Source organism: Pseudomonas sp. COW5 (assembly GCF_026240005.1).
GTDB lineage: Bacteria > Pseudomonadota > Gammaproteobacteria > Pseudomonadales > Pseudomonadaceae > Aquipseudomonas > Aquipseudomonas kribbensis.
This window is the reverse complement of record NZ_JAPHVP010000001.1, coordinates 4,343,415-4,367,940: the sequence shown is the minus strand read 5'-3', so window position 1 is coordinate 4,367,940 and position 24,526 is coordinate 4,343,415. Positions and strand designations below refer to the sequence as shown.

The 24,526-nt window shown below is 58.5% G+C and carries 21 protein-coding genes, 2 tRNA genes and 3 rRNA genes; 11 read left to right on the top strand and 15 right to left on the bottom strand.

From position 1 onward, the window contains the following. Positions 1 to 133 precede the first annotated feature (133 nt). The 5 genes from rrf to OQ248_RS19915 all read right to left on the bottom strand — a co-directional run bounded on the left by rrf (position 134) and on the right by OQ248_RS19915 (position 5,334). Positions 134 to 249 (bottom strand): 5S ribosomal RNA (gene rrf / locus OQ248_RS19935). A 148-nt stretch (positions 250 to 397) separates the two neighbouring features. After that, positions 398 to 3,288 (bottom strand): 23S ribosomal RNA (locus OQ248_RS19930). A 245-nt stretch (positions 3,289 to 3,533) separates the two neighbouring features. Then, positions 3,534 to 3,609 (bottom strand) — tRNA-Ala (locus tag OQ248_RS19925). A gap of 30 nt (positions 3,610 to 3,639) precedes the next feature. Beyond that, positions 3,640 to 3,716: transfer RNA gene (locus OQ248_RS19920), tRNA-Ile, on the bottom strand. Between the two features lie 81 nt (positions 3,717 to 3,797). Continuing rightward, positions 3,798 to 5,334 (bottom strand): 16S ribosomal RNA (locus OQ248_RS19915). Together the 16S, 23S and 5S rRNA genes with 2 tRNA genes alongside form the textbook arrangement of a ribosomal RNA operon. Positions 5,335 to 6,008: 674 nt before the next feature. Here OQ248_RS19915 and rhtA point away from each other — a divergent pair. Beyond that, positions 6,009 to 6,896, top strand: coding sequence for a threonine/homoserine exporter RhtA (gene rhtA / locus OQ248_RS19910; RefSeq protein ID WP_102620395.1), 888 nt, complete (start codon positions 6,009 to 6,011; stop codon positions 6,894 to 6,896). Between the two features lie 168 nt (positions 6,897 to 7,064). Next, the gene (locus tag OQ248_RS19905; protein ID WP_085711012.1) at positions 7,065 to 7,346 is read left to right on the top strand and encodes a hypothetical protein; all 282 of its coding nucleotides are present in this window, start codon (positions 7,065 to 7,067) and stop codon (positions 7,344 to 7,346) included. Between the two features lie 10 nt (positions 7,347 to 7,356). Here OQ248_RS19905 and OQ248_RS19900 read toward each other — a convergent pair whose 3' ends face one another. Then, positions 7,357 to 7,926, bottom strand: coding sequence for a TetR/AcrR family transcriptional regulator (locus OQ248_RS19900; RefSeq protein ID WP_265813725.1), 570 nt, complete (start codon positions 7,924 to 7,926; stop codon positions 7,357 to 7,359). 92 nt (positions 7,927 to 8,018) lie between these two features. Between OQ248_RS19900 and OQ248_RS19895 the strand changes: the two genes are divergently transcribed. Together OQ248_RS19895 and OQ248_RS19890 are read left to right on the top strand one after the other, a co-directional pair. Next, positions 8,019 to 8,747, top strand: a complete 729-nt coding sequence (locus tag OQ248_RS19895) for an SDR family oxidoreductase (RefSeq protein WP_265813724.1) — start codon at positions 8,019 to 8,021, stop codon at positions 8,745 to 8,747. Positions 8,748 to 8,780: 33 nt separating this feature from the next. Continuing rightward, entirely contained in the window at positions 8,781 to 9,371 is a 591-nt protein-coding gene (locus OQ248_RS19890) for a 2-hydroxychromene-2-carboxylate isomerase (RefSeq protein ID WP_265813723.1), read from the top strand. On the opposite strand, the gene OQ248_RS19885 is transcribed toward OQ248_RS19890, so the two are convergent. After that, positions 9,368 to 10,366, bottom strand: coding sequence for a zinc-dependent alcohol dehydrogenase family protein (locus tag OQ248_RS19885; protein WP_265813722.1), 999 nt, complete (start codon positions 10,364 to 10,366; stop codon positions 9,368 to 9,370). The genes OQ248_RS19890 and OQ248_RS19885 overlap by 4 nt on opposite strands. A 112-nt stretch (positions 10,367 to 10,478) precedes the next feature. Between OQ248_RS19885 and OQ248_RS19880 the strand changes: the two genes are divergently transcribed. Continuing rightward, the gene (locus tag OQ248_RS19880; RefSeq protein ID WP_265813721.1) at positions 10,479 to 11,387 is read left to right on the top strand and encodes a LysR family transcriptional regulator; all 909 of its coding nucleotides are present in this window, start codon (positions 10,479 to 10,481) and stop codon (positions 11,385 to 11,387) included. Here the strand turns inward: OQ248_RS19880 and OQ248_RS19875 are convergent. The 4 genes from OQ248_RS19875 to OQ248_RS19860 all read right to left on the bottom strand — a co-directional run bounded on the left by OQ248_RS19875 (position 11,380) and on the right by OQ248_RS19860 (position 15,604). After that, a complete protein-coding gene (locus OQ248_RS19875) occupies positions 11,380 to 13,188 on the bottom strand; it encodes an aminopeptidase P family protein (RefSeq protein ID WP_265813719.1) in 1,809 nt (602 codons plus the stop codon). The two genes, OQ248_RS19880 and OQ248_RS19875, sit on opposite strands and share 8 nt — an antisense overlap. Before the next feature lie 57 nt (positions 13,189 to 13,245). Beyond that, positions 13,246 to 14,412 carry an aminotransferase class V-fold PLP-dependent enzyme gene (locus OQ248_RS19870; RefSeq protein WP_265813717.1) on the bottom strand — a complete coding sequence of 389 codons (1,167 nt, stop codon included), beginning with the start codon at positions 14,410 to 14,412 and terminating at the stop codon, positions 13,246 to 13,248. A gap of 206 nt (positions 14,413 to 14,618) precedes the next feature. Continuing rightward, entirely contained in the window at positions 14,619 to 15,233 is a 615-nt protein-coding gene (locus OQ248_RS19865; protein ID WP_085710685.1) for a LysE family translocator, read from the bottom strand. Positions 15,234 to 15,334: 101 nt separating this feature from the next. Further along, positions 15,335 to 15,604, bottom strand: coding sequence for a hypothetical protein (locus tag OQ248_RS19860; protein WP_248743764.1), 270 nt, complete (start codon positions 15,602 to 15,604; stop codon positions 15,335 to 15,337). A 388-nt stretch (positions 15,605 to 15,992) separates the two neighbouring features. Between OQ248_RS19860 and msuE the strand changes: the two genes are divergently transcribed. The 4 genes from msuE to OQ248_RS19840 are packed head-to-tail and all read left to right on the top strand — an operon-like array spanning position 15,993 to position 20,037. Continuing rightward, complete coding sequence (msuE, locus tag OQ248_RS19855; RefSeq protein WP_265813716.1) at positions 15,993 to 16,556, top strand: FMN reductase; 564 nt, start codon at positions 15,993 to 15,995, stop codon at positions 16,554 to 16,556. 10 nt (positions 16,557 to 16,566) lie between these two features. Further along, the gene (gene ssuD / locus OQ248_RS19850; RefSeq protein ID WP_265813715.1) at positions 16,567 to 17,712 is read left to right on the top strand and encodes an FMNH2-dependent alkanesulfonate monooxygenase; all 1,146 of its coding nucleotides are present in this window, start codon (positions 16,567 to 16,569) and stop codon (positions 17,710 to 17,712) included. A gap of 10 nt (positions 17,713 to 17,722) precedes the next feature. Further along, on the top strand, positions 17,723 to 18,910 hold the full coding sequence (locus OQ248_RS19845; RefSeq protein ID WP_007955826.1) for an acyl-CoA dehydrogenase family protein: 1,188 nt from the start codon (positions 17,723 to 17,725) through the stop codon (positions 18,908 to 18,910). Between the two features lie 23 nt (positions 18,911 to 18,933). Next, the gene (locus OQ248_RS19840) at positions 18,934 to 20,037 is read left to right on the top strand and encodes a sigma-54 dependent transcriptional regulator (RefSeq protein ID WP_085710689.1); all 1,104 of its coding nucleotides are present in this window, start codon (positions 18,934 to 18,936) and stop codon (positions 20,035 to 20,037) included. On the opposite strand, the gene OQ248_RS19835 is transcribed toward OQ248_RS19840, so the two are convergent. Beyond that, the gene (locus OQ248_RS19835; RefSeq protein ID WP_265813714.1) at positions 20,034 to 20,399 is read right to left on the bottom strand and encodes an antibiotic biosynthesis monooxygenase; all 366 of its coding nucleotides are present in this window, start codon (positions 20,397 to 20,399) and stop codon (positions 20,034 to 20,036) included. The genes OQ248_RS19840 and OQ248_RS19835 overlap by 4 nt on opposite strands. 90 nt (positions 20,400 to 20,489) lie before the next feature. On the opposite strand from OQ248_RS19835, the gene soxR reads away from it, so the two are divergent. Further along, positions 20,490 to 20,948 (top strand): redox-sensitive transcriptional activator SoxR, encoded by a 459-nt coding sequence (soxR, locus tag OQ248_RS19830; protein WP_085710691.1) that lies wholly within the window; start codon positions 20,490 to 20,492, stop codon positions 20,946 to 20,948. A 36-nt stretch (positions 20,949 to 20,984) separates the two neighbouring features. Here soxR and OQ248_RS19825 read toward each other — a convergent pair whose 3' ends face one another. The 3 genes from OQ248_RS19825 to OQ248_RS19815 all read right to left on the bottom strand — a co-directional run bounded on the left by OQ248_RS19825 (position 20,985) and on the right by OQ248_RS19815 (position 23,713). Further along, the gene (locus OQ248_RS19825; RefSeq protein WP_065257027.1) at positions 20,985 to 21,755 is read right to left on the bottom strand and encodes a MetQ/NlpA family ABC transporter substrate-binding protein; all 771 of its coding nucleotides are present in this window, start codon (positions 21,753 to 21,755) and stop codon (positions 20,985 to 20,987) included. Positions 21,756 to 21,830: 75 nt separating this feature from the next. After that, positions 21,831 to 22,496, bottom strand: a complete 666-nt coding sequence (locus OQ248_RS19820) for a methionine ABC transporter permease (protein ID WP_114884461.1) — start codon at positions 22,494 to 22,496, stop codon at positions 21,831 to 21,833. 2 nt (positions 22,497 to 22,498) lie between these two features. Further along, positions 22,499 to 23,713, bottom strand: a complete 1,215-nt coding sequence (locus OQ248_RS19815) for an SfnB family sulfur acquisition oxidoreductase (RefSeq protein ID WP_265813713.1) — start codon at positions 23,711 to 23,713, stop codon at positions 22,499 to 22,501. Positions 23,714 to 23,972: 259 nt separating this feature from the next. Between OQ248_RS19815 and OQ248_RS19810 the strand changes: the two genes are divergently transcribed. Then, a complete protein-coding gene (locus OQ248_RS19810) occupies positions 23,973 to 24,434 on the top strand; it encodes a VOC family protein (protein ID WP_085710695.1) in 462 nt (153 codons plus the stop codon). Positions 24,435 to 24,526: the final 92 nt, after the last annotated feature.

Below are 24,526 nucleotides of genomic sequence, written 5' to 3'. Positions count from 1 at the left end.
CAAAAACCGGGCGGTCATTTCAGAAGGATTTCCCCAGTGGCTGCCCTAACGACGGTCGGAGCCTTGTTCGACCACTTTCCTGCGGGCAAAACAAAACCCCAACTGCTTTCGCAATTGGGGTTTCGGAATTTAATCTTGACGATGACCTACTCTCACATGGGGAAACCCCACACTACCATCGGCGATGCATCGTTTCACTTCTGAGTTCGGGATGGGATCAGGTGGTTCCAACGCTCTATGGTCGTCAAGAAATTCGGGTACTGACTCGTGGCCGGATGGCCTCGCTTCAGCAAATTGGGTATGGATAGTTTTCGGTGTTTTGTGAACTCGAACTTTCGGTTCTTGCGTCTTCACACACCGCAATCTGGCCTTTCGACTCAAATTGCTTGGGTGTTATATGGTCAAGCCTCACGGGCAATTAGTATTGGTTAGCTCAACGCCTCACAGCGCTTACACACCCAACCTATCAACGTCGTAGTCTTCGACGGCCCTTCAGGGAACTCAAGGTTCCAGTGAGATCTCATCTTGAGGCAAGTTTCCCGCTTAGATGCTTTCAGCGGTTATCTTTTCCGAACATAGCTACCCGGCAATGCCACTGGCGTGACAACCGGAACACCAGAGGTTCGTCCACTCCGGTCCTCTCGTACTAGGAGCAGCCCCTCTCAAATCTCAAACGTCCACGGCAGATAGGGACCGAACTGTCTCACGACGTTCTAAACCCAGCTCGCGTACCACTTTAAATGGCGAACAGCCATACCCTTGGGACCGGCTTCAGCCCCAGGATGTGATGAGCCGACATCGAGGTGCCAAACACCGCCGTCGATATGAACTCTTGGGCGGTATCAGCCTGTTATCCCCGGAGTACCTTTTATCCGTTGAGCGATGGCCCTTCCATACAGAACCACCGGATCACTAAGACCTACTTTCGTACCTGCTCGACGTGTCTGTCTCGCAGTCAAGCGCGCTTTTGCCTTTATACTCTACGACCGATTTCCGACCGGTCTGAGCGCACCTTCGTACTCCTCCGTTACTCTTTAGGAGGAGACCGCCCCAGTCAAACTACCCACCATACACTGTCCTCGATCCGGATAACGGACCTGAGTTAGAACCTCAAAGTTGCCAGGGTGGTATTTCAAGGATGGCTCCACGCGAACTGGCGTCCACGCTTCAAAGCCTCCCACCTATCCTACACAAGCAAATTCAAAGTCCAGTGCAAAGCTATAGTAAAGGTTCACGGGGTCTTTCCGTCTAGCCGCGGATACACTGCATCTTCACAGCGATTTCAATTTCACTGAGTCTCGGGTGGAGACAGCGCCGCCATCGTTACGCCATTCGTGCAGGTCGGAACTTACCCGACAAGGAATTTCGCTACCTTAGGACCGTTATAGTTACGGCCGCCGTTTACCGGGGCTTCGATCAAGAGCTTCGCGTTAGCTAACCCCATCAATTAACCTTCCGGCACCGGGCAGGCGTCACACCCTATACGTCCACTTTCGTGTTTGCAGAGTGCTGTGTTTTTAATAAACAGTCGCAGCGGCCTGGTATCTTCGACCGGCATGGGCTTACGGAGCAAGTCCTTCACCCTCACCGGCGCACCTTCTCCCGAAGTTACGGTGCCATTTTGCCTAGTTCCTTCACCCGAGTTCTCTCAAGCGCCTTGGTATTCTCTACCCAACCACCTGTGTCGGTTTGGGGTACGGTTCCTGGTTATCTGAAGCTTAGAAGCTTTTCTTGGAAGCATGGCATCAACCACTTCGTCGCCTAAAGGCAACTCGTCATCAGCTCTCGGCCTTAAGATCCCGGATTTACCTAAGATCTCAGCCTACCACCTTAAACTTGGACAACCAACGCCAAGCTGGCCTAGCCTTCTCCGTCCCTCCATCGCAATAACCAGAAGTACAGGAATATTAACCTGTTTTCCATCGACTACGCTTTTCAGCCTCGCCTTAGGGACCGACTAACCCTGCGTCGATTAACGTTGCGCAGGAAACCTTGGTCTTTCGGCGTGGGTGTTTTTCACACCCATTGTCGTTACTCATGTCAGCATTCGCACTTCTGATACCTCCAGCAAGCTTCTCAACTCACCTTCACAGGCTTACAGAACGCTCCTCTACCGCATCACTTACGTGATACCCGTAGCTTCGGTGTATGGTTTGAGCCCCGTTACATCTTCCGCGCAGGCCGACTCGACTAGTGAGCTATTACGCTTTCTTTAAAGGGTGGCTGCTTCTAAGCCAACCTCCTAGCTGTCTAAGCCTTCCCACATCGTTTCCCACTTAACCATAACTTTGGGACCTTAGCTGACGGTCTGGGTTGTTTCCCTTTTCACGACGGACGTTAGCACCCGCCGTGTGTCTCCCATGCTCGGCACTTGTAGGTATTCGGAGTTTGCATCGGTTTGGTAAGTCGGGATGACCCCCTAGCCGAAACAGTGCTCTACCCCCTACAGTGATACATGAGGCGCTACCTAAATAGCTTTCGAGGAGAACCAGCTATCTCCGAGCTTGATTAGCCTTTCACTCCGATCCACAGGTCATCCGCTAACTTTTCAACGGTAGTCGGTTCGGTCCTCCAGTCAGTGTTACCTAACCTTCAACCTGCCCATGGATAGATCGCCCGGTTTCGGGTCTATTCCCAGCGACTAGACGCCCTATTAAGACTCGCTTTCGCTACGCCTCCCCTATTCGGTTAAGCTCGCCACTGAAAATAAGTCGCTGACCCATTATACAAAAGGTACGCAGTCACAGAACAAAGTCTGCTCCCACTGCTTGTACGCATACGGTTTCAGGATCTATTTCACTCCCCTCTCCGGGGTTCTTTTCGCCTTTCCCTCACGGTACTAGTTCACTATCGGTCAGTCAGTAGTATTTAGCCTTGGAGGATGGTCCCCCCATATTCAGACAAAGTTTCTCGTGCTCCGTCCTACTCGATTTCATGACTAAGAGATTTTCGCGTACAGGGCTATCACCCACTATGGCCGCACTTTCCAGAGCGTTCCGCTAATCTCAAAGCCACTTAAGGGCTAGTCCCCGTTCGCTCGCCACTACTAAGGGAATCTCGGTTGATTTCTTTTCCTCAGGGTACTTAGATGTTTCAGTTCCCCTGGTTCGCCTCTTGCACCTATGTATTCAGTGCAAGATAACCATCTTGTGATGGCTGGGTTCCCCCATTCAGACATCTCCGGATCAAAGTCTGTTTGCCGACTCCCCGAAGCTTTTCGCAGGCTACCACGTCTTTCATCGCCTCTGACTGCCAAGGCATCCACCGTATGCGCTTCTTCACTTGACCATATAACCCCAAGCAATCTGGTTATACTGTGAAGACGACATTCGCCGAAAATTCGAATTTCTCAACTAAGAGAACTCACAAATTTTACCTTAGCCTGATCCGTTACCAGTGAAAGTAACGTTCAGTCTATCTTTCTATCACATACCCAAATTTTTAAAGAACGAACTAGTCAAAGACTAGAAATCAACATTCACCATCAAATCGATGGAATGCTCATTTCTAAGCTCTTACTTCAGAAGCAGTAGTGGTGGAGCCAAGCGGGATCGAACCGCTGACCTCCTGCGTGCAAGGCAGGCGCTCTCCCAGCTGAGCTATGGCCCCGTATTTCTACAGGCGTTTCCCACACAAAATTGGTGGGTCTGGGCAGATTCGAACTGCCGACCTCACCCTTATCAGGGGTGCGCTCTAACCAACTGAGCTACAGACCCAATTTCGGGCTGCTTCTTTCGTCTTCTTCAATGAATCAAGCAATTCGTGTGGGAACTTATGGAGCAGCTGATGTCGTCGATTAAGGAGGTGATCCAGCCGCAGGTTCCCCTACGGCTACCTTGTTACGACTTCACCCCAGTCATGAATCACACCGTGGTAACCGTCCTCCCGAAGGTTAGACTAGCTACTTCTGGTGCAACCCACTCCCATGGTGTGACGGGCGGTGTGTACAAGGCCCGGGAACGTATTCACCGCGACATTCTGATTCGCGATTACTAGCGATTCCGACTTCACGCAGTCGAGTTGCAGACTGCGATCCGGACTACGATCGGTTTTATGGGATTAGCTCCACCTCGCGGCTTGGCAACCCTTTGTACCGACCATTGTAGCACGTGTGTAGCCCAGGCCGTAAGGGCCATGATGACTTGACGTCATCCCCACCTTCCTCCGGTTTGTCACCGGCAGTCTCCTTAGAGTGCCCACCATAACGTGCTGGTAACTAAGGACAAGGGTTGCGCTCGTTACGGGACTTAACCCAACATCTCACGACACGAGCTGACGACAGCCATGCAGCACCTGTCTCAATGTTCCCGAAGGCACCAATCCATCTCTGGAAAGTTCATTGGATGTCAAGGCCTGGTAAGGTTCTTCGCGTTGCTTCGAATTAAACCACATGCTCCACCGCTTGTGCGGGCCCCCGTCAATTCATTTGAGTTTTAACCTTGCGGCCGTACTCCCCAGGCGGTCAACTTAATGCGTTAGCTGCGCCACTAAGAGCTCAAGGCTCCCAACGGCTAGTTGACATCGTTTACGGCGTGGACTACCAGGGTATCTAATCCTGTTTGCTCCCCACGCTTTCGCACCTCAGTGTCAGTATCAGTCCAGGTGGTCGCCTTCGCCACTGGTGTTCCTTCCTATATCTACGCATTTCACCGCTACACAGGAAATTCCACCACCCTCTACCATACTCTAGCTCGCCAGTTTTGGATGCAGTTCCCAGGTTGAGCCCGGGGATTTCACATCCAACTTAACGAACCACCTACGCGCGCTTTACGCCCAGTAATTCCGATTAACGCTTGCACCCTCTGTATTACCGCGGCTGCTGGCACAGAGTTAGCCGGTGCTTATTCTGTCGGTAACGTCAAAATTGCAGAGTATTAATCTACAACCCTTCCTCCCAACTTAAAGTGCTTTACAATCCGAAGACCTTCTTCACACACGCGGCATGGCTGGATCAGGCTTTCGCCCATTGTCCAATATTCCCCACTGCTGCCTCCCGTAGGAGTCTGGACCGTGTCTCAGTTCCAGTGTGACTGATCATCCTCTCAGACCAGTTACGGATCGTCGCCTTGGTGAGCCATTACCTCACCAACTAGCTAATCCGACCTAGGCTCATCTGATAGCGCAAGGCCCGAAGGTCCCCTGCTTTCTCCCGTAGGACGTATGCGGTATTAGCGTTCCTTTCGAAACGTTGTCCCCCACTACCAGGCAGATTCCTAGGCATTACTCACCCGTCCGCCGCTGAATCCAGGAGCAAGCTCCCTTCATCCGCTCGACTTGCATGTGTTAGGCCTGCCGCCAGCGTTCAATCTGAGCCATGATCAAACTCTTCAGTTCAAACATCTTTGGGTTTTTAAGAAACCCTAAACTTGGCTCAGCAATCGTTGGTTACATCTTTGATTTCTCGCGGAGTAACTTGTGATGCTGATAATCTTGTTGACTATCAGTCTGACTCCACAAGCACCCACACGAATTGCTTGATTCAGTTGTTAAAGAGCGGTTGGTCAAGATCTTTCGTCTCAACCGAGGCGCGCATTCTACAGCAGCCTCATTTGCTGTCAAGTGATTATTTTCAGAAGTTTTCGAAGATTTCTTCAACAACTTCAACCACTTGCGCTTCCGATCTCTCGTTAGCGGGAGGCGAATTCTACAGCGTTACACGCTGCTGTCAACACCTCTTTTTCTCCGCTTTCGATCGAGAAGACCGAACCGTTGAAAGCGCCAAACATCACCACTCTCTCAACTCCTTCCAGGCTTCGATGATCTGAAGCGACCCGCTATCGAAACCTACTTAACTCGTTGAATTTCAAGGAGTTTTCCGTTTCGACTGCGCCGGAAGTGGGGCGAATTATAGAGACTCAGAATCTGCCGTCAACCCTTAATTTGATTTTTCTATCACTCGACTCAAAAAGCCCGCTTATATATAGACGCAACACCAGCGAATGCGCAGTATATTGCCCATCACTCAGTTAGTGCCTTCTACTGCCTTTACTATCGGACGATGCCGCGCAATGAACGACCAACCCCGCAGTCTTGTATCCATCCTGTTTCCGGTTGGCCTGATATTGATCGCCATGGCATCGATCCAGTCAGGCGCGTCTCTGGCCAAAAGCATGTTCCCCATCGTGGGCGCCCAAGGCACAACGACGCTACGCCTGATGTTCGCCAGCGTGATCATGCTGCTATTGCTGAGACCCTGGAGGGCAAAGCTGACGGCCAAATCGCTGCGCACCGTGATCGTGTACGGGATGGCGTTGGGCGGCATGAACTTCCTCTTCTATATGTCCTTGCGCACCGTGCCGCTCGGCATTGCGGTGGCGCTGGAGTTCACCGGGCCGCTGGCCGTCGCCATCTACGCTTCCCGTCGTGCAATCGATTTCCTCTGGATTGCCCTCGCCGCCGTCGGATTGCTGCTATTGATACCAACAGGTGCAGCGACAGCGGGTCTCGACCTTACCGGTGTGGCCTATGCGCTGGGCGCTGGTGTTTGCTGGGCCCTCTACATTCTCTTCGGTCAGAAGGCTGGCGCTGACAACGGCGTGACGACGGCGGCGCTGGGCGTGATGATCGCGGCGCTGTTCGTCGCCCCCATCGGCATCGTCCACGCTGGCGCCGCATTGCTGACGCCGTCATTGATCCCGATAGCCATTGGTGTCGCAATACTTTCCACCGCCCTGCCCTACACCCTGGAAATGGTCGCCCTCACCCGCATGCCCGCTCGTACTTTCGGTACGCTGATGAGTATCGAACCGGCATTTGGTGCGTTATCGGGGCTGCTGTTCCTGCAGGAATATCTCTCCTTGTCACAATGGATGGCCATCCTGTGCATTATTCTGGCTTCCGTCGGTGCAACGATGACCATGGGCAGCCACGCCAAGCCCGTGATTGCGGCGGATTGAAAGCGGTTGTAACGAAGGTCTGGCATTTACGGCTCATTTAGGCCATGTTTAGCCTCGCAACTCAGTGCCAGATATGGACTTTTTCGGATAGGGACATCGGAACGCGTCAAGCGAGAGCGAATGCAGGCAGACCCGAGCGCCAGACTCGAGGCCGCCATAAGGACGGTAATGAAACGAATTTTGATACTGATCGCCATACTCGCCATTTCGGGATGCGCGGCGACCTCCAAGGCTCAGGTAAAGCACGGCAAAAAAGGGCTGCACATCAACTGTTCAGGGCTTTCCTCTTCCTGGGACAAGTGCTACACCAGTGCCGCCAACTCCTGCGCGCCGAAGGGTTACAAAGTCATCGCAAAATCCGGGGATGCGGTGGAGGAGCCGGGTGATTATCCCTTCGGTCTCAACCCCGCCGGATATACCAGCCGAAGCATGATCGTCATCTGCAAATAAACCGCCGCCGCTATTGTGCTCGCTGAACGGCGAGCTGGCGGCCGATCTCTTCGTGACTGGACTCCAGCACCCGTTGCTGGATCTGCGGGGACGCCAACATCCGCGCCACCACCAACGCCCCGACACATTGCGACAGAATGGCCCAGGCCAGGCTGTCGCTCTCCAGAATCTGCGCCCAACTTTCCTGAAGCCGACAAATCCACAGTTCGGCCTGTTCCCGCACGACGACATCCGACCGAGCAATCTCAGCGCCCAGCGCAGGTAACGCGCACCCCAGCTCAGGTTGCTCGACATGAGCCATGTTCAGATACAGTTTGAGGCATCGCTCCAACCTTTCACGATCCTGCTCGCCCCGCCCGCCCAACCGCTCCAGGCTCTGACACAACTCGCGCTCGACGATAGCGGCGAACAGGGCATCCTTGGACGAGAAATGACTGTAGAACGCCGCGCCACTCAGGCCGATCGTCTTCATCAGGCCATCGACACCCATCGTTGAAAATCCGCTTTTTTTCGCAGACAGCGAGCCGCTTTGCAGCAGCTTTTCTTTGGTTTCAAGCTTGTGACCGGCGGAGTACCGCATGCATTCATCCTCGCAATTGACTGCCTTGACGCTGAGCAAATCCTAGCATAACGTTCGTTCACTTAACGATCGTTTACTAAAGGGATTCACCCATGAATAAAAAGAAGGTCGTATTGGTTGTCGGTGCTGGTGATGCCACGGGCGGTGCCATTGCCAAGCGGTTCGCCAAGGAAGGTTTCATCGCTTGCGTCACACGTCGCAGTGCCGACAAATTGCAGCCATTGGTGGAAGCCATCCAGGCAGACGGCGGCGAAGCCCACGGTTTTGCCTGCGACGCGCGCAAAGAAGAAGACGTGATTGCGCTGATCGAAGATATCGAAACCCGTCTCGGGCCGATTGAAGCGTTCGTTTTCAACATCGGCGCCAACGTGCCCTGCAGCATCCTCGAAGAAACGGCACGCAAGTATTTCAAGATCTGGGAAATGGCCTGTTTCTCCGGATTCCTCAATGCCCGCGAAGTCGCCAAGCGCATGGTCACCCGCCAGCGCGGCACCATTCTGTTCACCGGTGCTACCGCCGGGCTGCGTGGTGCTTCCGGTTTTGCCGCATTCGCCGGCGCCAAGCACGGTATCCGTGCACTGGCGCAAAGCATGGCCCGGGAACTCGGCCCTATGAACATTCACGTTGCCCACATCGTGGTCGACGGCGCCATCGACACCGACTTCATCCGCAGCAATTTCCCCGACAAGTACGCCACCAAGGATCAGGACGGTATTCTCAATCCCGAGCACATCGCCGAGAACTATTGGTACCTGCACAGCCAGCCAAGGGATGCCTGGACCTTCGAACTGGATCTGCGCCCCTGGAACGAACGCTGGTAACCCCTCCCAATAACAACAATGAGTGCAGCGATCATGAGCAAAACCGTGGAGTTCTACTTCGACCTTGGCAGCCCCGCCACCTATCTGGCGTACACCCAGCTGCCAGGAATCTGCGCCGAGACCGGCAGCCAGCTGATCTATATCCCGATGTTGCTGGGCGGAGTGTTCAAAGCCACCGGCAATGCGTCACCGGCAATGATCCCGGCCAAGGGCCGCTACATGTTTCAGGATCTGGATCGCTACGCCAAGCGCTACGGCGTGCCCCTGAAATTCAACCCGCATTTCCCGATCAATACCCTGATGCTGATGCGGGCGGTGACCGGCATTCAATTGCGCCACCCGGAGCGCTTCCAGGCGTTCATCGACTGCCTGTTCAAAGCGTTGTGGGTTGAGGGTCGCAGCCTCGATGAACCGGCAACGGTTGCAGCGGTACTGACCGAACATGGCTTCAATCCTGAGCAGGTACTGTCACTGACCAATGATGAAGCGGTCAAGACTGCCCTCAAGGACAACACCGAGACTGCCGTGAAACGTGGCGTCTTCGGTGCACCGAGCATGTTCATCGACAATCAGTTGTTCTTCGGTCAGGACCGGCTCGACTTCGTTGAAGAAGCCCTGCGCTAAATCTCTACCACCAGACGTCCCCGGGCTGCTTTCGACGAAAGCAGCTCATGGGCCTCGCCGGCTGATTCAAGCGTGAACCGACGCGCATCGAGCAGCGGCTTCACCTTCCCAGCCTCAATCAAGCACGCGGTCTGGCGCAAAATCTCGCCATGGTGCTCTCCGCCCTTCCCGGTCAGCAGCGGCAACAAGGTAAACACGCCAGAGTAGGTCGCACCCCGGAATGACAGCGGCGCCAGACTATGCTGCCCCCAGCCCAGGCAACTCAGGACATGCCCGTGATAGATCCGCGCAGCCTTGAAGGACGCATCCAGCGTTTCACCGCCCACCGTGTCATAAACGATATCGAATCCCTCCCCCGCCGTGTACTCGCGAACATAGTCCTCGACCGACATCGCTCGGTAATCAATGAACGTTGCGCCATAACCTTCAATAATCCTGCGTTGCCCTGCGGACCCCGTCGCAAAAACCTCGGCACCGAACGAGCGGGCAATTTGCACCGCCACATGCCCGACGCCACCCGCCCCACCGTGAATCAATACCTTCTGCCTGGCACTCACCCGGGCCCGATCCACCAGGCCTTCCCAAGCAGTTATCAGCACCAGCGGTAACCCTGCGGCCTCGCGCATGCTCAGGTTGACCGGTTTACGCGCCAGAAGCCGCGCATCAACCACCGCAAATTCCGCCAACGAACCCTGCACGCCACCAATGCCGGTCGCCAAGGCATAAATCTCATCGCCCGGCGCCCAGCCCTGCACGCCCTCACCCACCGCTTCAATCACACCCGCCAGATCCAGCCCCAACACCGCCGGCAACGGCTGTCGAGCATGGGCGGCCTGCCCGGCACGAATTTTCAGATCCAGCGGATTCACACCACTGGCCTTGATCCGCACCAGTACCTGTCCGTCCCCCGCCACGGGGCGCTCAAGGGAAACCAAGCGTAGCGGCCCATTGGCGGTGTCCACTATCAGGGCATTCATGTGCTGTGAGTCAGTCATTTCGGTCATTCCTGTGGGAGAAAGTGAAGCCATGTTCTCCCAACCGACTCATGCCAATAAGACGCCGAATGACTATAGTGATCATGCTAATCCGGCATGAATGAGGCGCTTCGTGGACAAGCTCAACGCAATGGCAATCTTCGTCCGGGTGGTCGAGCGCGGTAGTTTTTCCGCCGTGGCGCGGGAGCTGCAGACCACCCAACCCACCGTCAGCAAGGTTCTGCGCGCTCTTGAAACCCAGCTAGGCGGCAAGCTGATTGCCCGCAGTACGCGCAAGCTGTCGCTGACCGATGAAGGTCAGCGGTACTACAACGAATGCCGGAATATTCTTGCAGCGGTGGATGCTGCCGAACACAGTTTCCAGTCTGGCCGGGAAACGGTCGCCGGGGCGTTACGTATCGGCTCGTCGGTCAGTTTCGGCCGCCTGCAGATCGCTCCAAGACTCCCCGATTTTCTCAAGCTATACCCACAGATTCAGATCGACCTGCACCTCAACGACCAGAACCTGGATCTGGTCAGCGAAGGCCTGGATGTCAGCCTGCGCATCGGCGAGTTGAATGACAGCGGCATGATCGCCCGACGAATAGGCACCACCCACCGCGTCACCGTGGCGGCACCCACCTATCTGCAATGCCATGAACATCCGCAATCGCCGCAGGATCTGGCGCAGCACAACTGCCTGCAATTCAACCTGCTCGAATCGCAAAACCTGTGGACTTACGAAAAGGACGGCCAGCGCCACGAGGTGCGCATCAAAGGCAACGCCCAGAGCAACAACTCCGAGGCGATCCGCGAGATGGTATTGGGAGGATTGGGTATTTCGCTGTCACCGGTCTGGCTGTTCAGCGAGGATTTGAAGGCCGGTCGAGTGGTTGCCCTGTTGCAGGACTACCAGACCCGATCACTGCCGATACACGCCGTGTCCCCGGCGAACCGTCGCCAGTCCGCCAGGGTCAACGCGTTTGTCGAGTACATGACTCGGGCGCTGGCAGCAGCGCCCGAGCTTCAACCCATCAAATAGCGGCAGTACGCGTGTTCAGCCACGTCAGTGCCTCACCGCTGAGCAACGGGCTCAGACGCTCGCGCACTTCGGCGTGATAGGCGTTGAACCATTGCTTCTCTTCCTGCGTGAACAAGGACGGTTCCAGACAACGGGTGTCGATCGGGCACAGGGTCAGGGTTTCGAACTTGAGGAATTCGCCGAACTCGCTGCTTCCGGCAACGACGTTCATTGCCAGGTTCTCGATCCGCACACCCCAGCGACCCGGACGGTAAGTACCCGGCTCGATGGAGGTGATCATCCCCGGTTGCATGGCGGTTTGTGGCGCAGGCGCAGCCTGATAGGCGATCACCTGCGGGCCTTCGTGCACATTAAGGAAATAACCTACGCCATGACCGGTGCCATGGCCGTAATCCACGTTTTCGGCCCAGATCGGCGCACGGGCAATCGCATCCAGCAGCGGCGACAGAATGCCTTTCGGGAAATGCGCGCGGGACAACGCAATCACACCCTTCAACACGCGGGTGCAGTCACGTTTCTGTTCTGCGCTCGGCGTGCCGACCGCCACCATGCGTGTGATGTCGGTGGTACCGCCCAGGTACTGGCCACCGGAGTCGATCAGCAACAGACCGTCACCTTCGATCACCGCGTGCTCTTCCGGGGTGGCGTGATAATGCGGCATCGCGCCGTTGGCGTTGTATGCAGCGATGGTGTTGAAACTCAGCGATACATAATCCGGGCGACGCTCACGGGCCGCCGTGAGTTTCTCATCAATGGTCAGCTCGGTAATGCGCTCGCGGCCCCAGGCCGATTCCAGCCAGGTGAAGAACTCGCACAACGCCGCGCCGTCCTGCTCCATCGCCTGACGAATGTGCTCGGCATCCGCCGGGCTTTTTTGTGATTTAGCCAATGTGGTCGGATTCAGACCTTCGACCAGTTTCACGCCGCTGTCGAGGTTGCCCAGCAGGCCGCTGGTCACCCGCGCCGGATCCACCAGCAGGCTCGCGCCGTTCGGAATCGCAGCCAAGGCCTCAGCAACTTCGCTGTAGTCGCGCAGAGTCACGCCGTCTTTTTCCAGCACGGCGCGCAGATCAGCGTCGACCTTGCTCAACGCCACAAACAGCGTGGCCTTTTGTTGACCGATCAGGGCGAAGGAAACAAAAACCGGGTTGAACGACACATCGCCGCCGCGCAGGTTGAACAGCCAGGCGATATCGTCGAGGGTGGCGATAAAGTGCCAATCGGCGCCGCGTTCCTGCAGGGTTTCACGCAACTGGGCGAGTTTCTCGCCACGGCTGACGGTCGCCTGCGGCGGCAAGTGTTGATAGATCGGCGCGTTCGGCAGACCCGGACGGTCGCTCCAGACTTCGTTCAACAGGTCGAGGTCGGTACGCAGGCTGGCGCCCCGCGCTTCGAGCTTGCTGCCCAGGGTCCGCGCCGACGCCACGGCCATGACCGCGCCATCGACGGCGACCACGCCACCTTCCGGTGTCTGCTCGGCGAGCCAGTCCAGCGGGCTCGGCTGACCCGGTTGCAGCTTGACCAGTTCGATGCCGCTGCCCTTGAGCTCCTTGGTCGCCTGTTCCCAGTAACGACTGTCGGCCCAGACCCCGGCGAAATCGGTGGTGACAATCAACGTGCCCACCGAGCCATGAAAACCCGACAACCATTGCCGCCCCTGCCAGTAACCCGGCAGGTACTCCGACAGGTGCGGGTCGGCGGACGGCACCAGCAGTGCGTGAATGCCTTCGCGACGCATCAGTTCGCGGGTGTGCGCCAGGCGCTGGGGAACCGTTCCTTCGGTCAAAGTCTGGGTACTCATCATGTCTCCTGCCAATCACTTCATCGTTATTGTTCGGTGCCGTTCGAAGCCGGCTCGTTAAAGCCCTGTCGCCCAGAATGCCGGAGCACTGGCGCAGGCGGTCTTGATCAGATCTACAGCCTTGTCGATGTCCTCGGCGGTGGTGAAACGGCCGAGGCTCAGGCGAATGGTACGGCCGGCCAGATGGGCATCGTGCCCCAATGCCAGCAAAACGTGGGACGGTGTGTTGCTGGCAGAGTTGCAGGCCGAGGTCGCGGAAAACGCGATCGAATGGCTCAGCGCCGCCGGGTTGAACTCGCCTTCGCTGAAGGTCAGGCTCAGGGTGTGCGGAATGCGTTGCGTGGCGCTGCCATTGAGGCGTACGCCGGGCAGGCTCAACAGTTGTTCAAGCAGACGCTCGCGCAACGCGACGATGATTTTCTTCTCGTCATCAAAGGCCTCGGCGGCCAAGGCAAAAGCCGAGCCCATTGCAGCAATCTGGTGAGTCGCCAACGTACCGGAACGCAATCCGCCCTCGTGGCCGCCACCGTGAATCTGCGCCTGCAAACGCTGTTGCGCACGCGGGCCGACGTACAGCGCACCGATGCCTTTGGGGCCGTAGAGTTTGTGTGCCGAAAACGACATGAGATCCACCGGCCATTGCGCCAGATCGATCGCGACCTTGCCGGCGCCTTGCGCCGCATCGACGTGGAACAAGGCCCCGCGTCCACGCACCACTTCGCCGATGGCCTGGATGTCGTTGACGGTGCCGAGCTCGTTGTTGACCAGCATCAGCGACACCAGAAAGGTGTCATCGCGCATCGCCTCGCTGACCGCTTGCGGGGTGATCAGGCCGTCGGCGTCCGGCACCAGATAGGTCACGGCGACGCCAGCGTCCTGCAATTTCCGGGCGGTATCGAGGATCGCCTTGTGTTCGATCTGACTGGTGATGATGTGCCCACCGGACACGCCACGTGCCTGGGCCACGCCTTTGAGGGCGAGGTTGTTGGATTCGGTGGCGCCGGAGGTCCAGACGATCTGTTGCGCCTGGGCGCCGACCAGTTCGGCGACTTGCCGGCGAGCGTTCTCGACCGTTTGCCGGGCCTGCTGGCCGAAGGCGTGGGAACTGGAGGCCGGGTTGCCGAAGTTACCGTTGAAACCCAGACACTCGATCATCACCTGGATGACCCGCTCGTCCACCGGGGTGGTGGCGGCGTAATCGAAATACAGCGGACGTGTGTTCATAAAAAGACTCGCAGAGCGTGTTCCGGGATCAGGAAGCTCGTGTCTACAAACGGCACGACGCAGCCTTGTGAGCTGCGTCCGGGTTCGAGAGCGTCATCAATACCTGATCGGATGCCGTTAAAGAAGAACAACTTCATTTAAAAGTGCGTAGGAACGCTCCTGAACGCGACTTTAACAGGCATCGGGCCGGCGGTTGTAGCACTGCGTCAGCTAAAGCTTTCGAGGAGTAACGGATACAGCGAAATCACCAGCAGCGCCGCCATGCCCCAGTTGAACACCCGCAGCCAGCGGCGATCCTTGAGCACGTTGCGCAACAAGGTCCCGCACGCCGCCCAGACGCCGACGCTCGGCAGGTTGATGATGGCAAACACCGCCGCAATCACGATCACGTTGGTGAAATAACCCTGCATCGGCGTGTAGGTGCTGATGGCACCGATGGCCATGATCCACGCCTTGGGATTGACCCACTGGAAGGCTGCCGCGCCGAGGTAGCTGATCGGTTTCGCCTCGCCGGATTCGCTTTCTCCGACCGGGCCGGAATGGGCGATTTTCCACGCCAGGTACAGCAAGTACGCCGCGCCGACGTAACGCAGGACCGTGTAAAGAAGTGGATAAGTCTGGAACACCGCGCCCAGACCAAAACCCACCGCCACCACCAGCACAAAGAAGCCGCAGGTAATGCCGAGCATATGGGGGATGGTGCGGTTGAAGCCGAAATTCACCCCCGATGCCAGCAACATGGTGTTGTTCGGCCCCGGTGTGATCGAGGTGACAAGGGCAAACAGGGCGAAGCCCAGCAGCAGGTCGAGCGAGAGGGTCATGGCAGGCAGTCCGTCAGGGTCATTCAGGTGTTGACCCTATCCCACGGCGCTGCGCAAACCCACGGACAGTTGGGTAAAACTTCGAGCAGTACAGTTGCGGATCAGCTAGGACGACCGTGCAGCTGTACGGCCCGCTCTGCGCTCATTTCACCTTTGTTATCAAACCCGAAAGGCTTCTGTGGCTGACCGAGCAATTCGGCTTTTTTCACCTGATATTCCTCGAAGGACAAGCCGCGACGGTTCAGGCTTTCGAGGGCCAGTTCGCGAGTTTCTTCCGCCGTGTAGGGGCGAAGTTCCGGGGAAACGTGGCTCGCGCAACCGGCGAGAACGGAAACAGCGAGCATCAGGGAGACAGTCAATAAACGATTCATGGGAGCGTCCTGGCGAGCAGTGTGGGTCGATGGAGAAAGGCTACGCCCGGGCTCGTCGTGGCAGAAATCAACGCTCTCAATAGTGGCTATCAGGTTTCCGACAGATCGGCTTCTAATATTCAAAAACAATCTATCAATATCAATTAACAGTCTTTTACGGAATAACAGCCAGCCCTTATAAATCCTTCATCGCGTTCGGCACTGTTGCTCCAGCAACTGTTCCCCAGGCAACAGCGGTTCAACAAACCGGCCTGATAGTCACAGGACCACAGCCCCCGACAACGTTCAAAGCCCCGGAATACGGGCCTCAAAGGAATTGGTACAGCGCTTGCTCTGCTCCGGTGACTACTCACTGCTCGCCGAGCAACTGTTGAAAAAGGAACTGACCATGTCGCGTCCATTGAAAGTCGTCGCCCTGTCCGGCGGAACCTGGCGTCCATCCCGCACCCTGGTGCTGACCCAGGCCCTGCTGACCGAACTGTCCGGGCACTTGCCCGTCGAGAGCCACCTGATCGAACTGGGCGACATCGCCCGCCCGCTCGGCGCCGCACTGTCCCGTCAGGAACTGCCGGCCGAGATCGAAGCCGAGTTGCACGCCATCGAACAGGCTGACCTGTTGATCGTCGCTGCTCCGGTGTATCGCGGCTCCTATCCGGGACTGCTCAAGCACCTGTTCGACCTGATCGATCTGAATGCGCTGATCGACACCCCTGTACTGCTCGCCGCCACCGGTGGCAGCGAACGCCATGCGCTGGTGCTCGATCATCAGTTGCGCCCGCTGTTCAGTTTCTTCCAGGCCGTGACCTTGCCAATCGGCGTGTACGCCACCGAGGCCGATTTCGCCGACTACCAGATCACCAGCGAGCCGCTGAAAGCGCGCATCCGTCTGGCCGCCGAGCGCGCCGCGCCGTTGTTCGGCACTCACATCAAACCGTTGCTGAAAATCGCTTAAGGAGCTGTTCATGGATGTTTTCTGGTTCCTGCCGACCCACGGCGACGGTCACTATCTGGGCACCACCCAAGGCGCGCGCCCGGTCACCCTCAATTACCTGAAACAGGTTGCGCAAGCCGCTGACAGCCTCGGTTACCACGGTGTGCTGATTCCTACCGGGCGTTCATGCGAAGATTCGTGGGTGATCGCCTCGGCGCTGGTGCCGTTGACTGAACGTCTGCGTTATCTGGTGGCGATCCGTCCGGGGATCATTTCACCGACGGTCTCGGCGCGTATGGCCGCCACTCTGGATCGACTGTCCAACGGCCGCTTGCTGATCAACGTCGTGACCGGCGGTGATCCAGACGAAAACCGTGGCGACGGCAGTTTCCTCAGCCACAGCGAACGCTACGAAGTCACCGACGAATTCCTCAAGATCTGGCGCCGGGTGTTGCAAGGCGAGGCGGTGGATTTCGAAGGCAAACACCTGAAGGTACAAAACGCCAAAGCCCTGTATCCACCGGTGCAGAAACCCTATCCGCCACTGTATTTCGGCGGCTCCTCCGACGCGGCCCACGACCTGGCAGCCGAGCAGGTCGACGTGTACCTGACCTGGGGCGAGCCACCGGCCGCCGTCGCCGAGAAACTCGCCGACGTACGTGAACGCGCCGCACGTCACGGGCGCAAGGTGAAGTTCGGCATTCGCCTGCACGTGATCGTGCGCGAGACCGCCGAAGAAGCCTGGAAAGCGGCGGACAAACTGATCGAACACATCAGCGACGAAACCATCGAGGCTGCGCAGAAATCCTTCTCGCGCTTCGACTCCGAAGGCCAGCGACGCATGGCCGCCCTGCACGACGGGCGCCGCGACAACCTGGAAATCGCTCCAAACCTGTGGGCCGGCGTCGGCCTGGTACGCGGCGGGGCCGGCACTGCATTGGTCGGCGATCCGCAGCAAGTGGCGGCGCGGATCAAGGAATACGCGGACCTGGACATCGAGAGCTTCATCTTCTCCGGCTACCCGCATCTGGAAGAGGCCTACCGTTTTGCCGAACTGGTCTTCCCGCTGCTGCCCGAGCCATATGCAAGCCTGGCCGGACGCGGCGTCACCAACCTCACCGGGCCGTTCGGCGAAATGATCGCCAACGATGTTCTGCCCGCCAAAGCCAACGCCTGAGGAAGACCGAGTGACTGCCAAACCGCAAAGCACCCTGCTCTCCCCCTTGCAGACCGCCCGCCAACTGGCCGCCGAGTTCGCCCTGACCGCCGTCGAGCGCGACGAACGCGGCGGCACGCCGAAAGCCGAACGCGATGCCCTGCGCGACAGCGGACTGCTGGCCCTGAGCATTCCCACCCGTTACGGCGGCCTCGGTGCACGCTGGAGCGAAACACTGGAAGTCGTGCGCGAGTTCGCCAAAGTCGACAGCTCGATCGCCCACGTCTTCGGTTTTCATCATTTGATGCTGGCTACCGTGCGCCTGTTTTCCCGCCCGGAACAATGGCAACCGTGGTTCGAACAGACCGCGCGGCAGAACTGGTTCTGGGGCAACGCGCTCAATCCGCTGGACACCCGCACCGTGGTCAAGGACCTCGGTGGCTGGCGCGAGTTTTCCGGCAAGAAAAGCTTCTGCTCCGGCGCCAGCGATTCGCAGATGCTGATTGCCTCGGCGGTGGACGAAAGCAACGGCGGCAAACTGCTGATCGCGGCGATCCCCAGCGGCCGCAGCGGCATCACTTTGCACAACGACTGGAACAACATCGGCCAGCGCCAGACCGACAGCGGCAGCGCCACGTTCGAACGGGTGCGGGTCGAGGAATCGGAACTGCTGCTGGATCCGGGTCCGTTGAGTACTCCGTTCGCCTGCCTGCGCCCGCTGATCGCGCAACTGACGTTCACCCACATGTTTCTCGGCATCGCCGAAGGGGCCTTTGAAGAGGCGCGGCAATACACCCTCAGCGAAACCCGGGTCTGGCACAAATCCTCGGTGCGCGAGGTGCGTGAAGACCCGTATGTGCTGGCCCATTACGGCGAGTTCTGGGTCGCTCTCGAAGGCATCCGTCTGCTGGTGGAGCGCGCCGCTGCATTGCTCGACGAGGCCTGGGCCAAAGGCCCGAATCTGAGCGCCGAAGAGCGCGGTCACCTGGCCACGGCGATTGCCACGGCCAAGGTCGCCGCCAGCCGCCAGGGCCTGGAGATTTGCAGCCGACTGTTCGAAGTCACCGGCGCCCGTTCGACCCACGCATCGCTGCGCCTCGACCGCCACTGGCGCAACCTGCGCACGCAAACCCTGCACGACCCGCTGGATTACAAACTCCATGAGCTGGGCGACTGGGCGCTGAACCAGTCCCTGCCGGTGCCGACGTTCTATTCCTGATTTCCTTTCGTGGAGCGAAACCCATGCAACTGCTGACACTGCCGCCCTCACCCGCCCTGGCCACGTCGATCCGCGCCACCGCACAGGTGTTCGAAGACCCGAAGTCCCAGGCCCTGCTCGCGCATCTGCAACAAGTCGCGCCGAGCGAAGCCAGCGTGCTGATCATCGGCGAAACCGGCACCGGCAAGGAGCTGGTGGCGCGGCACATCCATAACCTGAGCAACCGGCGCAATCGGCCGTTCATTGCGGTGAACTGCGGGGCGTTTTCCGAATCGCTGGTGGAAGCCGAATTGTTCGGCCACGAAAAAGGCGCCTTCACCGGTGCCCTCAGTGCCAAGGCCGGGTGGTTCGAAGAGGCGGACGGCGGCACCTTGTTCCTCGATGAAATCGGCGATTTGCCGATGGCGATCCAGGTCAAATTGCTGCGGGTCTTGCAGGAGCGCGAAGTGGTGCGCCTCGGGTCGCGCAAGAGCATTCCCATCGATGTGCGGGTGCTGGCGGCGACCAACGTGCAACTGGAGAAAGCCATCAACGCCGGGCATTTCCGCGAGGATCTGTATTACCGGCTGAACGTGGTCAATCTGGAACTGAGCCCGTTGCGCGAACGGCCCGGCGACATCCTGCCGCTCACCCGGCATTTCATCGAAGCCTATAGTCAGCGTCTGGGTTACGGACGCATCACCATCAGCCCCGGCGCCGAGCACAAACTGCGCGGCTACAGCTGGCCGGGCAACATCCGCGAACTGGAAAACGTCATCCATCACACGCTGCTGATCTGCCGTAACGGCGTGATCGAACGCGACGACCTGCGCCTGTCGAACCTGCGCATCGACCGTCCCGACGATCAGCACGGCAGCGTCGACGATTCACCGGAAGCGCTGCTAGAACGCGCCTTCCAGAAACTCTTCGAACAACAGGCCGGCGCGCTGCATGAAAAGGTCGAAGATGCGTTGCTGCGTTCGGCCTATCGCTTCTGCCATTACAACCAGGTGCACACCGCCGCGCTGCTCGGCCTCAGCCGCAATGTGACCCGCACGCGGCTGATCAAGATCGGCGAACTGGCGGTGAACAAGCGGCGGCCCACGGAAAACCTGCAGGGCGAGCGCTTGATCCAGCTGTCGATCTAACCCACCAGTTGGCAGTGCAAACCATCGTCGCGACTGCGGGCGATGCTGCTCAGCACCTGGAATGAACCGAAGGTCACGGTTCGCGCCTGATGCGCGCGGATCAACTGCCAGAAATCCTGCTCGCCGGTTTCGAAACTCTGGAACGCCGCCTCCCCCGCCTCGCGGGATTGCCATTGCAGGAAACCCAGCACCCGCCGGCCATCATCGCTGGCCTGAACGCTGGCGCTGACAAAACCGGCGTAACGCTGGGCCAGACGCTCGGTCTGCACAGTCAGCGCCGAGACCAGCGCCGGTTGCTGGCCGGGCTCGATTTCGAATTCGATCAATTGGGTGAAACTGCGGTTTTTCGCTGTGACTTGCATAACGCCCCCACTCGGTCAGGCGAATCTTGCGATTCGAAGGCCTGCAGGGTAAAACCTCGAGTTAACTAGAGGTCAAGGGGCAATTTTCAAATGGTCACAGCGGAAAACTTGCACAGGCAACTCACCGTCGGCGAAGTCGCGGCCCGCAGTGGTGTCGCGGTCACCGCCCTGCACTTTTATGAATCCAAGGGTTTGATCAAGAGCCAGCGCAATGCCGGCAATCAGCGCCGTTATCCACGGGAAGTGTTGCGGCGGGTGGCGTTGATCAAGGTGGCGCAACGGCTGGGTATTCCGCTGGCGGAAATCGGCGAGGCGTTGAAACAGTTGCCGGACAACCGCGCGCCGACGGCAGCGGACTGGAAAGTGTTGTCGGAACAGTGGCGGCGGGAGCTGGATGAACGAATCAATCAGTTGATGCTGCTGCGGGATCGGCTGACCGGTTGCATCGGTTGCGGCTGCCTGTCGATGGAAGCCTGCCCGCTGCGCAATCAGGGCGATGTGCTGGGCGAACAAGGGCCGGGCGCGCATTTTCTCGACGTCCCGGATTGACGGTTCCCACGGCATGGGAACCGTCCAATCGATCAATCAGAAGCCCGGCGCAATCTGCCCTTTGTAGCGAGTCAGGATGAACTGGCGCACTTCATCGGAGTTCAACGCCTTGGCCAGTTTCTGCAGGCCCGGATCGTTGATGTTGTCGGGACGCGCGACCAGAAACTCGATGTACAGGCTCTTGCCCTTTTCGACGATCAGCGCGCTGTTGGTGTCGATACCGGCTTCCAGCGCGTAGTTGGCGAACACAAAGGCCAGGTCTACCTGGCTCACCGAGCGGGCCAGCAACGCGCCTTCCAGTTCACGGATTTTCAGGTGCTTGGGGTTTTCGACGATGTCGCGCTGGGTGGCCAGAGTGTTGCTCGGATCCTTGAGTTTGATCAGCCCCGCCTCGTGCAACAGCACCAAGGCGCGACCAGTGTTCACCGGGTCGTTGGGGATCGACACACTGGCGCCGTCCTTCAACTCCGAGATGTTTTTGATCTTGGTCGAGTAAGCACCAAACGGCTCGATGTGCACGCCGACCACCGGCACCAGATCGGTGTGGCGGGTCTTGTTGAAATCATCAAGAAACGGCCGGTACTGGTAGTAGTTGGCGTCGAGGTTTTTCAGCGCCAGTTGCTGGTTGGGCTGGATGAAGTCGGTGAAGACCTTGATGTCCAGGTCCACGCCTTCCTTGGCCAGAGTCGGTTTGACGAATTCGAGGATTTCCGCGTGCGGCACCGGGGTGGCGCCGACGATCAGTTTTTCGTTGGCGTGAGCGCCGAGCGACAGCACGGCAGCCAGTACGGCCAGGGTCTTTTTCATGGTTTGCTCCAAGGCAGATTTGAGTGGCCGTCGTGGGGTGGACGTGGGGCCTTTATGGGATGAACTGTTTTTTCTTCAGCGGCGGCTGTAGTGCGCCACCAGTCGGTCGCCGGTCATTTGCAGGGCTTGCACCAGAATCAGCAGCAACACCACGGTGACCACCATCACGTCGGTCTGAAAGCGCTGATAGCCGAAGCGGATCGCCAGATCGCCCAGCCCGCCGCCACCGATCACGCCAGCCATGGCCGTGTAATCCACCAGCACGATGGCAGTCACCGTCACCGCCGCCAGCAACCCGCCGCGGGCTTCCGGCAACAACGTGTGGCGAATGATTTGCCAGGTGTTGGCGCCCATGGCCTGGGTTGCCTCGACCACGCCGCGATCCACTTCGCGCAACGCGGTCTCCACCAGTCGCGCAAAGAACGGTGTGCAGCCGACCACCAATGGCGGAATGGTGCCCGGCACTCCCAGCGAGGTGCCCACCAGCAACGTGGTCAGCGGAATCAGCACGATCAGCAAAATGATGAACGGCAGCGAACGCAGCATGTTCACGATCACCGACAGCACCCGGTACACGCCGACTGTTTCATGCAACTGGCGCTTGCCGGTGAGAAACAGCAACAGCCCCAGCGGCAGGCCCAGCAACACCGTGAACAGCAGCGCTGCGCCGAGCATGCTCAACGTATCGAGACAAGCCTGGGCGATGTCGGCCCAGTAAATGTGTTTGAACCATTCGGCCATGATCAGGACCAGTCGTGGCGCGGTGGCTTGACGCCGTTGAGCAGCCAATTGCCGACCACGTGATACTTCCAGCGCACCGGGTCATGCAGGGTGTGGACCCGGGCGTTGCGCCAGTGGCGGTCGAAGTTGTGCTTCTTGAGGGTCGAGCGGGTGCCACCCAGTTCGAACAGCTTGTTGCTGGCCTCGATGGCGATTTCGGTGGTCAGCACTTTGGCCTTGGCCACGGCCAGGGAGGCCAGCGCGACGTTGTCTTCGTTCGGCGCCGGGCACGCGGCGTCGAGCGCCCAACCGGCCCGTTCCAGCAACGCCTCGGCGGCTTCCAGACGGATTTCCAGTGCGCCGATCTGAATGATCGTCAGCGGATCTTCGCTGGCCTTGTCCACTCCGGCGTCGATCCATGGACGAGCAAACTGACGGACGAACTCAACCGTGTCACGCAGCGCCGCCCGGGCGATGCCGGCGTCGATAGCAGCGGTGGTCAGTTGGGCGAACGGCCCGGCCAGGGTCGGGCTCTCGTAGGAACGGTACGTCGGAAACAGATTGAACGGTGCCACCTGTAAATCCTGCGCCAGCACGGTACCGCTGGACGTGGTGCGCTGGCCGATGCTGTCCCAGTCGTCGACGATCACCAGCCCTTTTGTACCGCGCTCGACGAAGGCCAACTGGCCCTTCTGTTCCTCATCCAGCGCCAGCACCGCCAGCCAGTGGGCGTAGAGCGAGCCGGTGCAATAGCCCTTGCGGCCGTTGATCACGAAGCCGTCGCCATAACGACGGATCGTGGTCTGGATGTCCTGCACATTCTTGCCGCCGGTTTCCGACAGTGCATTGGCAAAGCGATGACCTTGCAGCGCCAGTTCAAAAAAATGAGCCTGCTGCGCCGGCGTGCCTTGCAGACGGATGTCTTCGAGCAGGCAATAGTGGTTCTGCGGGATCTGCCCGAGGGACGGATCGGCGGCGGAAATGATCGCGATCACCTGTGCCAGCACCGCATTGGACACCTGCGCGCCGCCGTATTCCTTCGGCACGGTGATGCCCCACAGGCCACTGTTGGAATACAGATCGACGATTTCGGCGGGCACTTCACGGTGGCGGTCACGCTCGGCGGCGTGCTCCTGCAAAACGGCGGCGACCTGTGCGGCCACGCTCAAGGCTTCGGCGTCGTCGGCGATCCGATGGGCGGCCGGCGGGTTGATCGGATAAACGGCAGATTCAGACATGGATGACTCTCGGTATCGGTGTTGTACCGGGTCATTGCAGCTTCTGTGCCTGAGTGAAAGCCCTTGTCCCACGCGGCTTTCAACGGCTATCAACAAACCTTGGCGATAAAAACCCGCGCATTCTGTTGCTTCACTGTCGATGGCTGAACACTGCTCGTCGGCTACTCGTTCATGGCTGCGCGACGGATCTATAGTTGAGCGACCGGAAACCCCGGCGAAGGCAAACCTTCAGTCACTCATAAAAAAAGGGAGTACCGCCATGAGCGTCCAACCCATCCCGGAGGGGTACCACAGCGTGACCCCGTATCTCGGCATCCATAAGGCCGCCGAGGCCATCGATTTCTATAAAAAGGCGTTTGGTGCCACCGAAGTCATGCGCCTGAGCATGCCTGACGGTCGCGTCGGCCACTGCGAACTGCGCATCGGCGACAGCGCGATCATGCTGGGCACACCCTGCGACCAGGGGCCTTTGAGCAATCCGGACAGCGCCGTGTCCGTCGGTCTGCATCTGTACGTGACCGATGTCGACAAGTCGTTCCAGCGTGCACTGGATGCCGGGGCGAAGGCAGTGTCCGAGGTCAAGGATCAGTTCTACGGGGATCGCAGCGGTACGTTGAAGGATCCCTACGGGCATCTGTGGTTCCTGGCCACGCGCAAGGAAGACCTGACCCAGGAGCAGATCGAGCAGCGGGCAAAGGAAATGTTTCAGCAGGCTCAGTAACGATGATTCTCCATTCCCGCGCCGCGCGCGGGGATGGGTGAACACGATTCATGAACCGTCGAACCACGCTTCACGCCTTGTCATGAACGCCC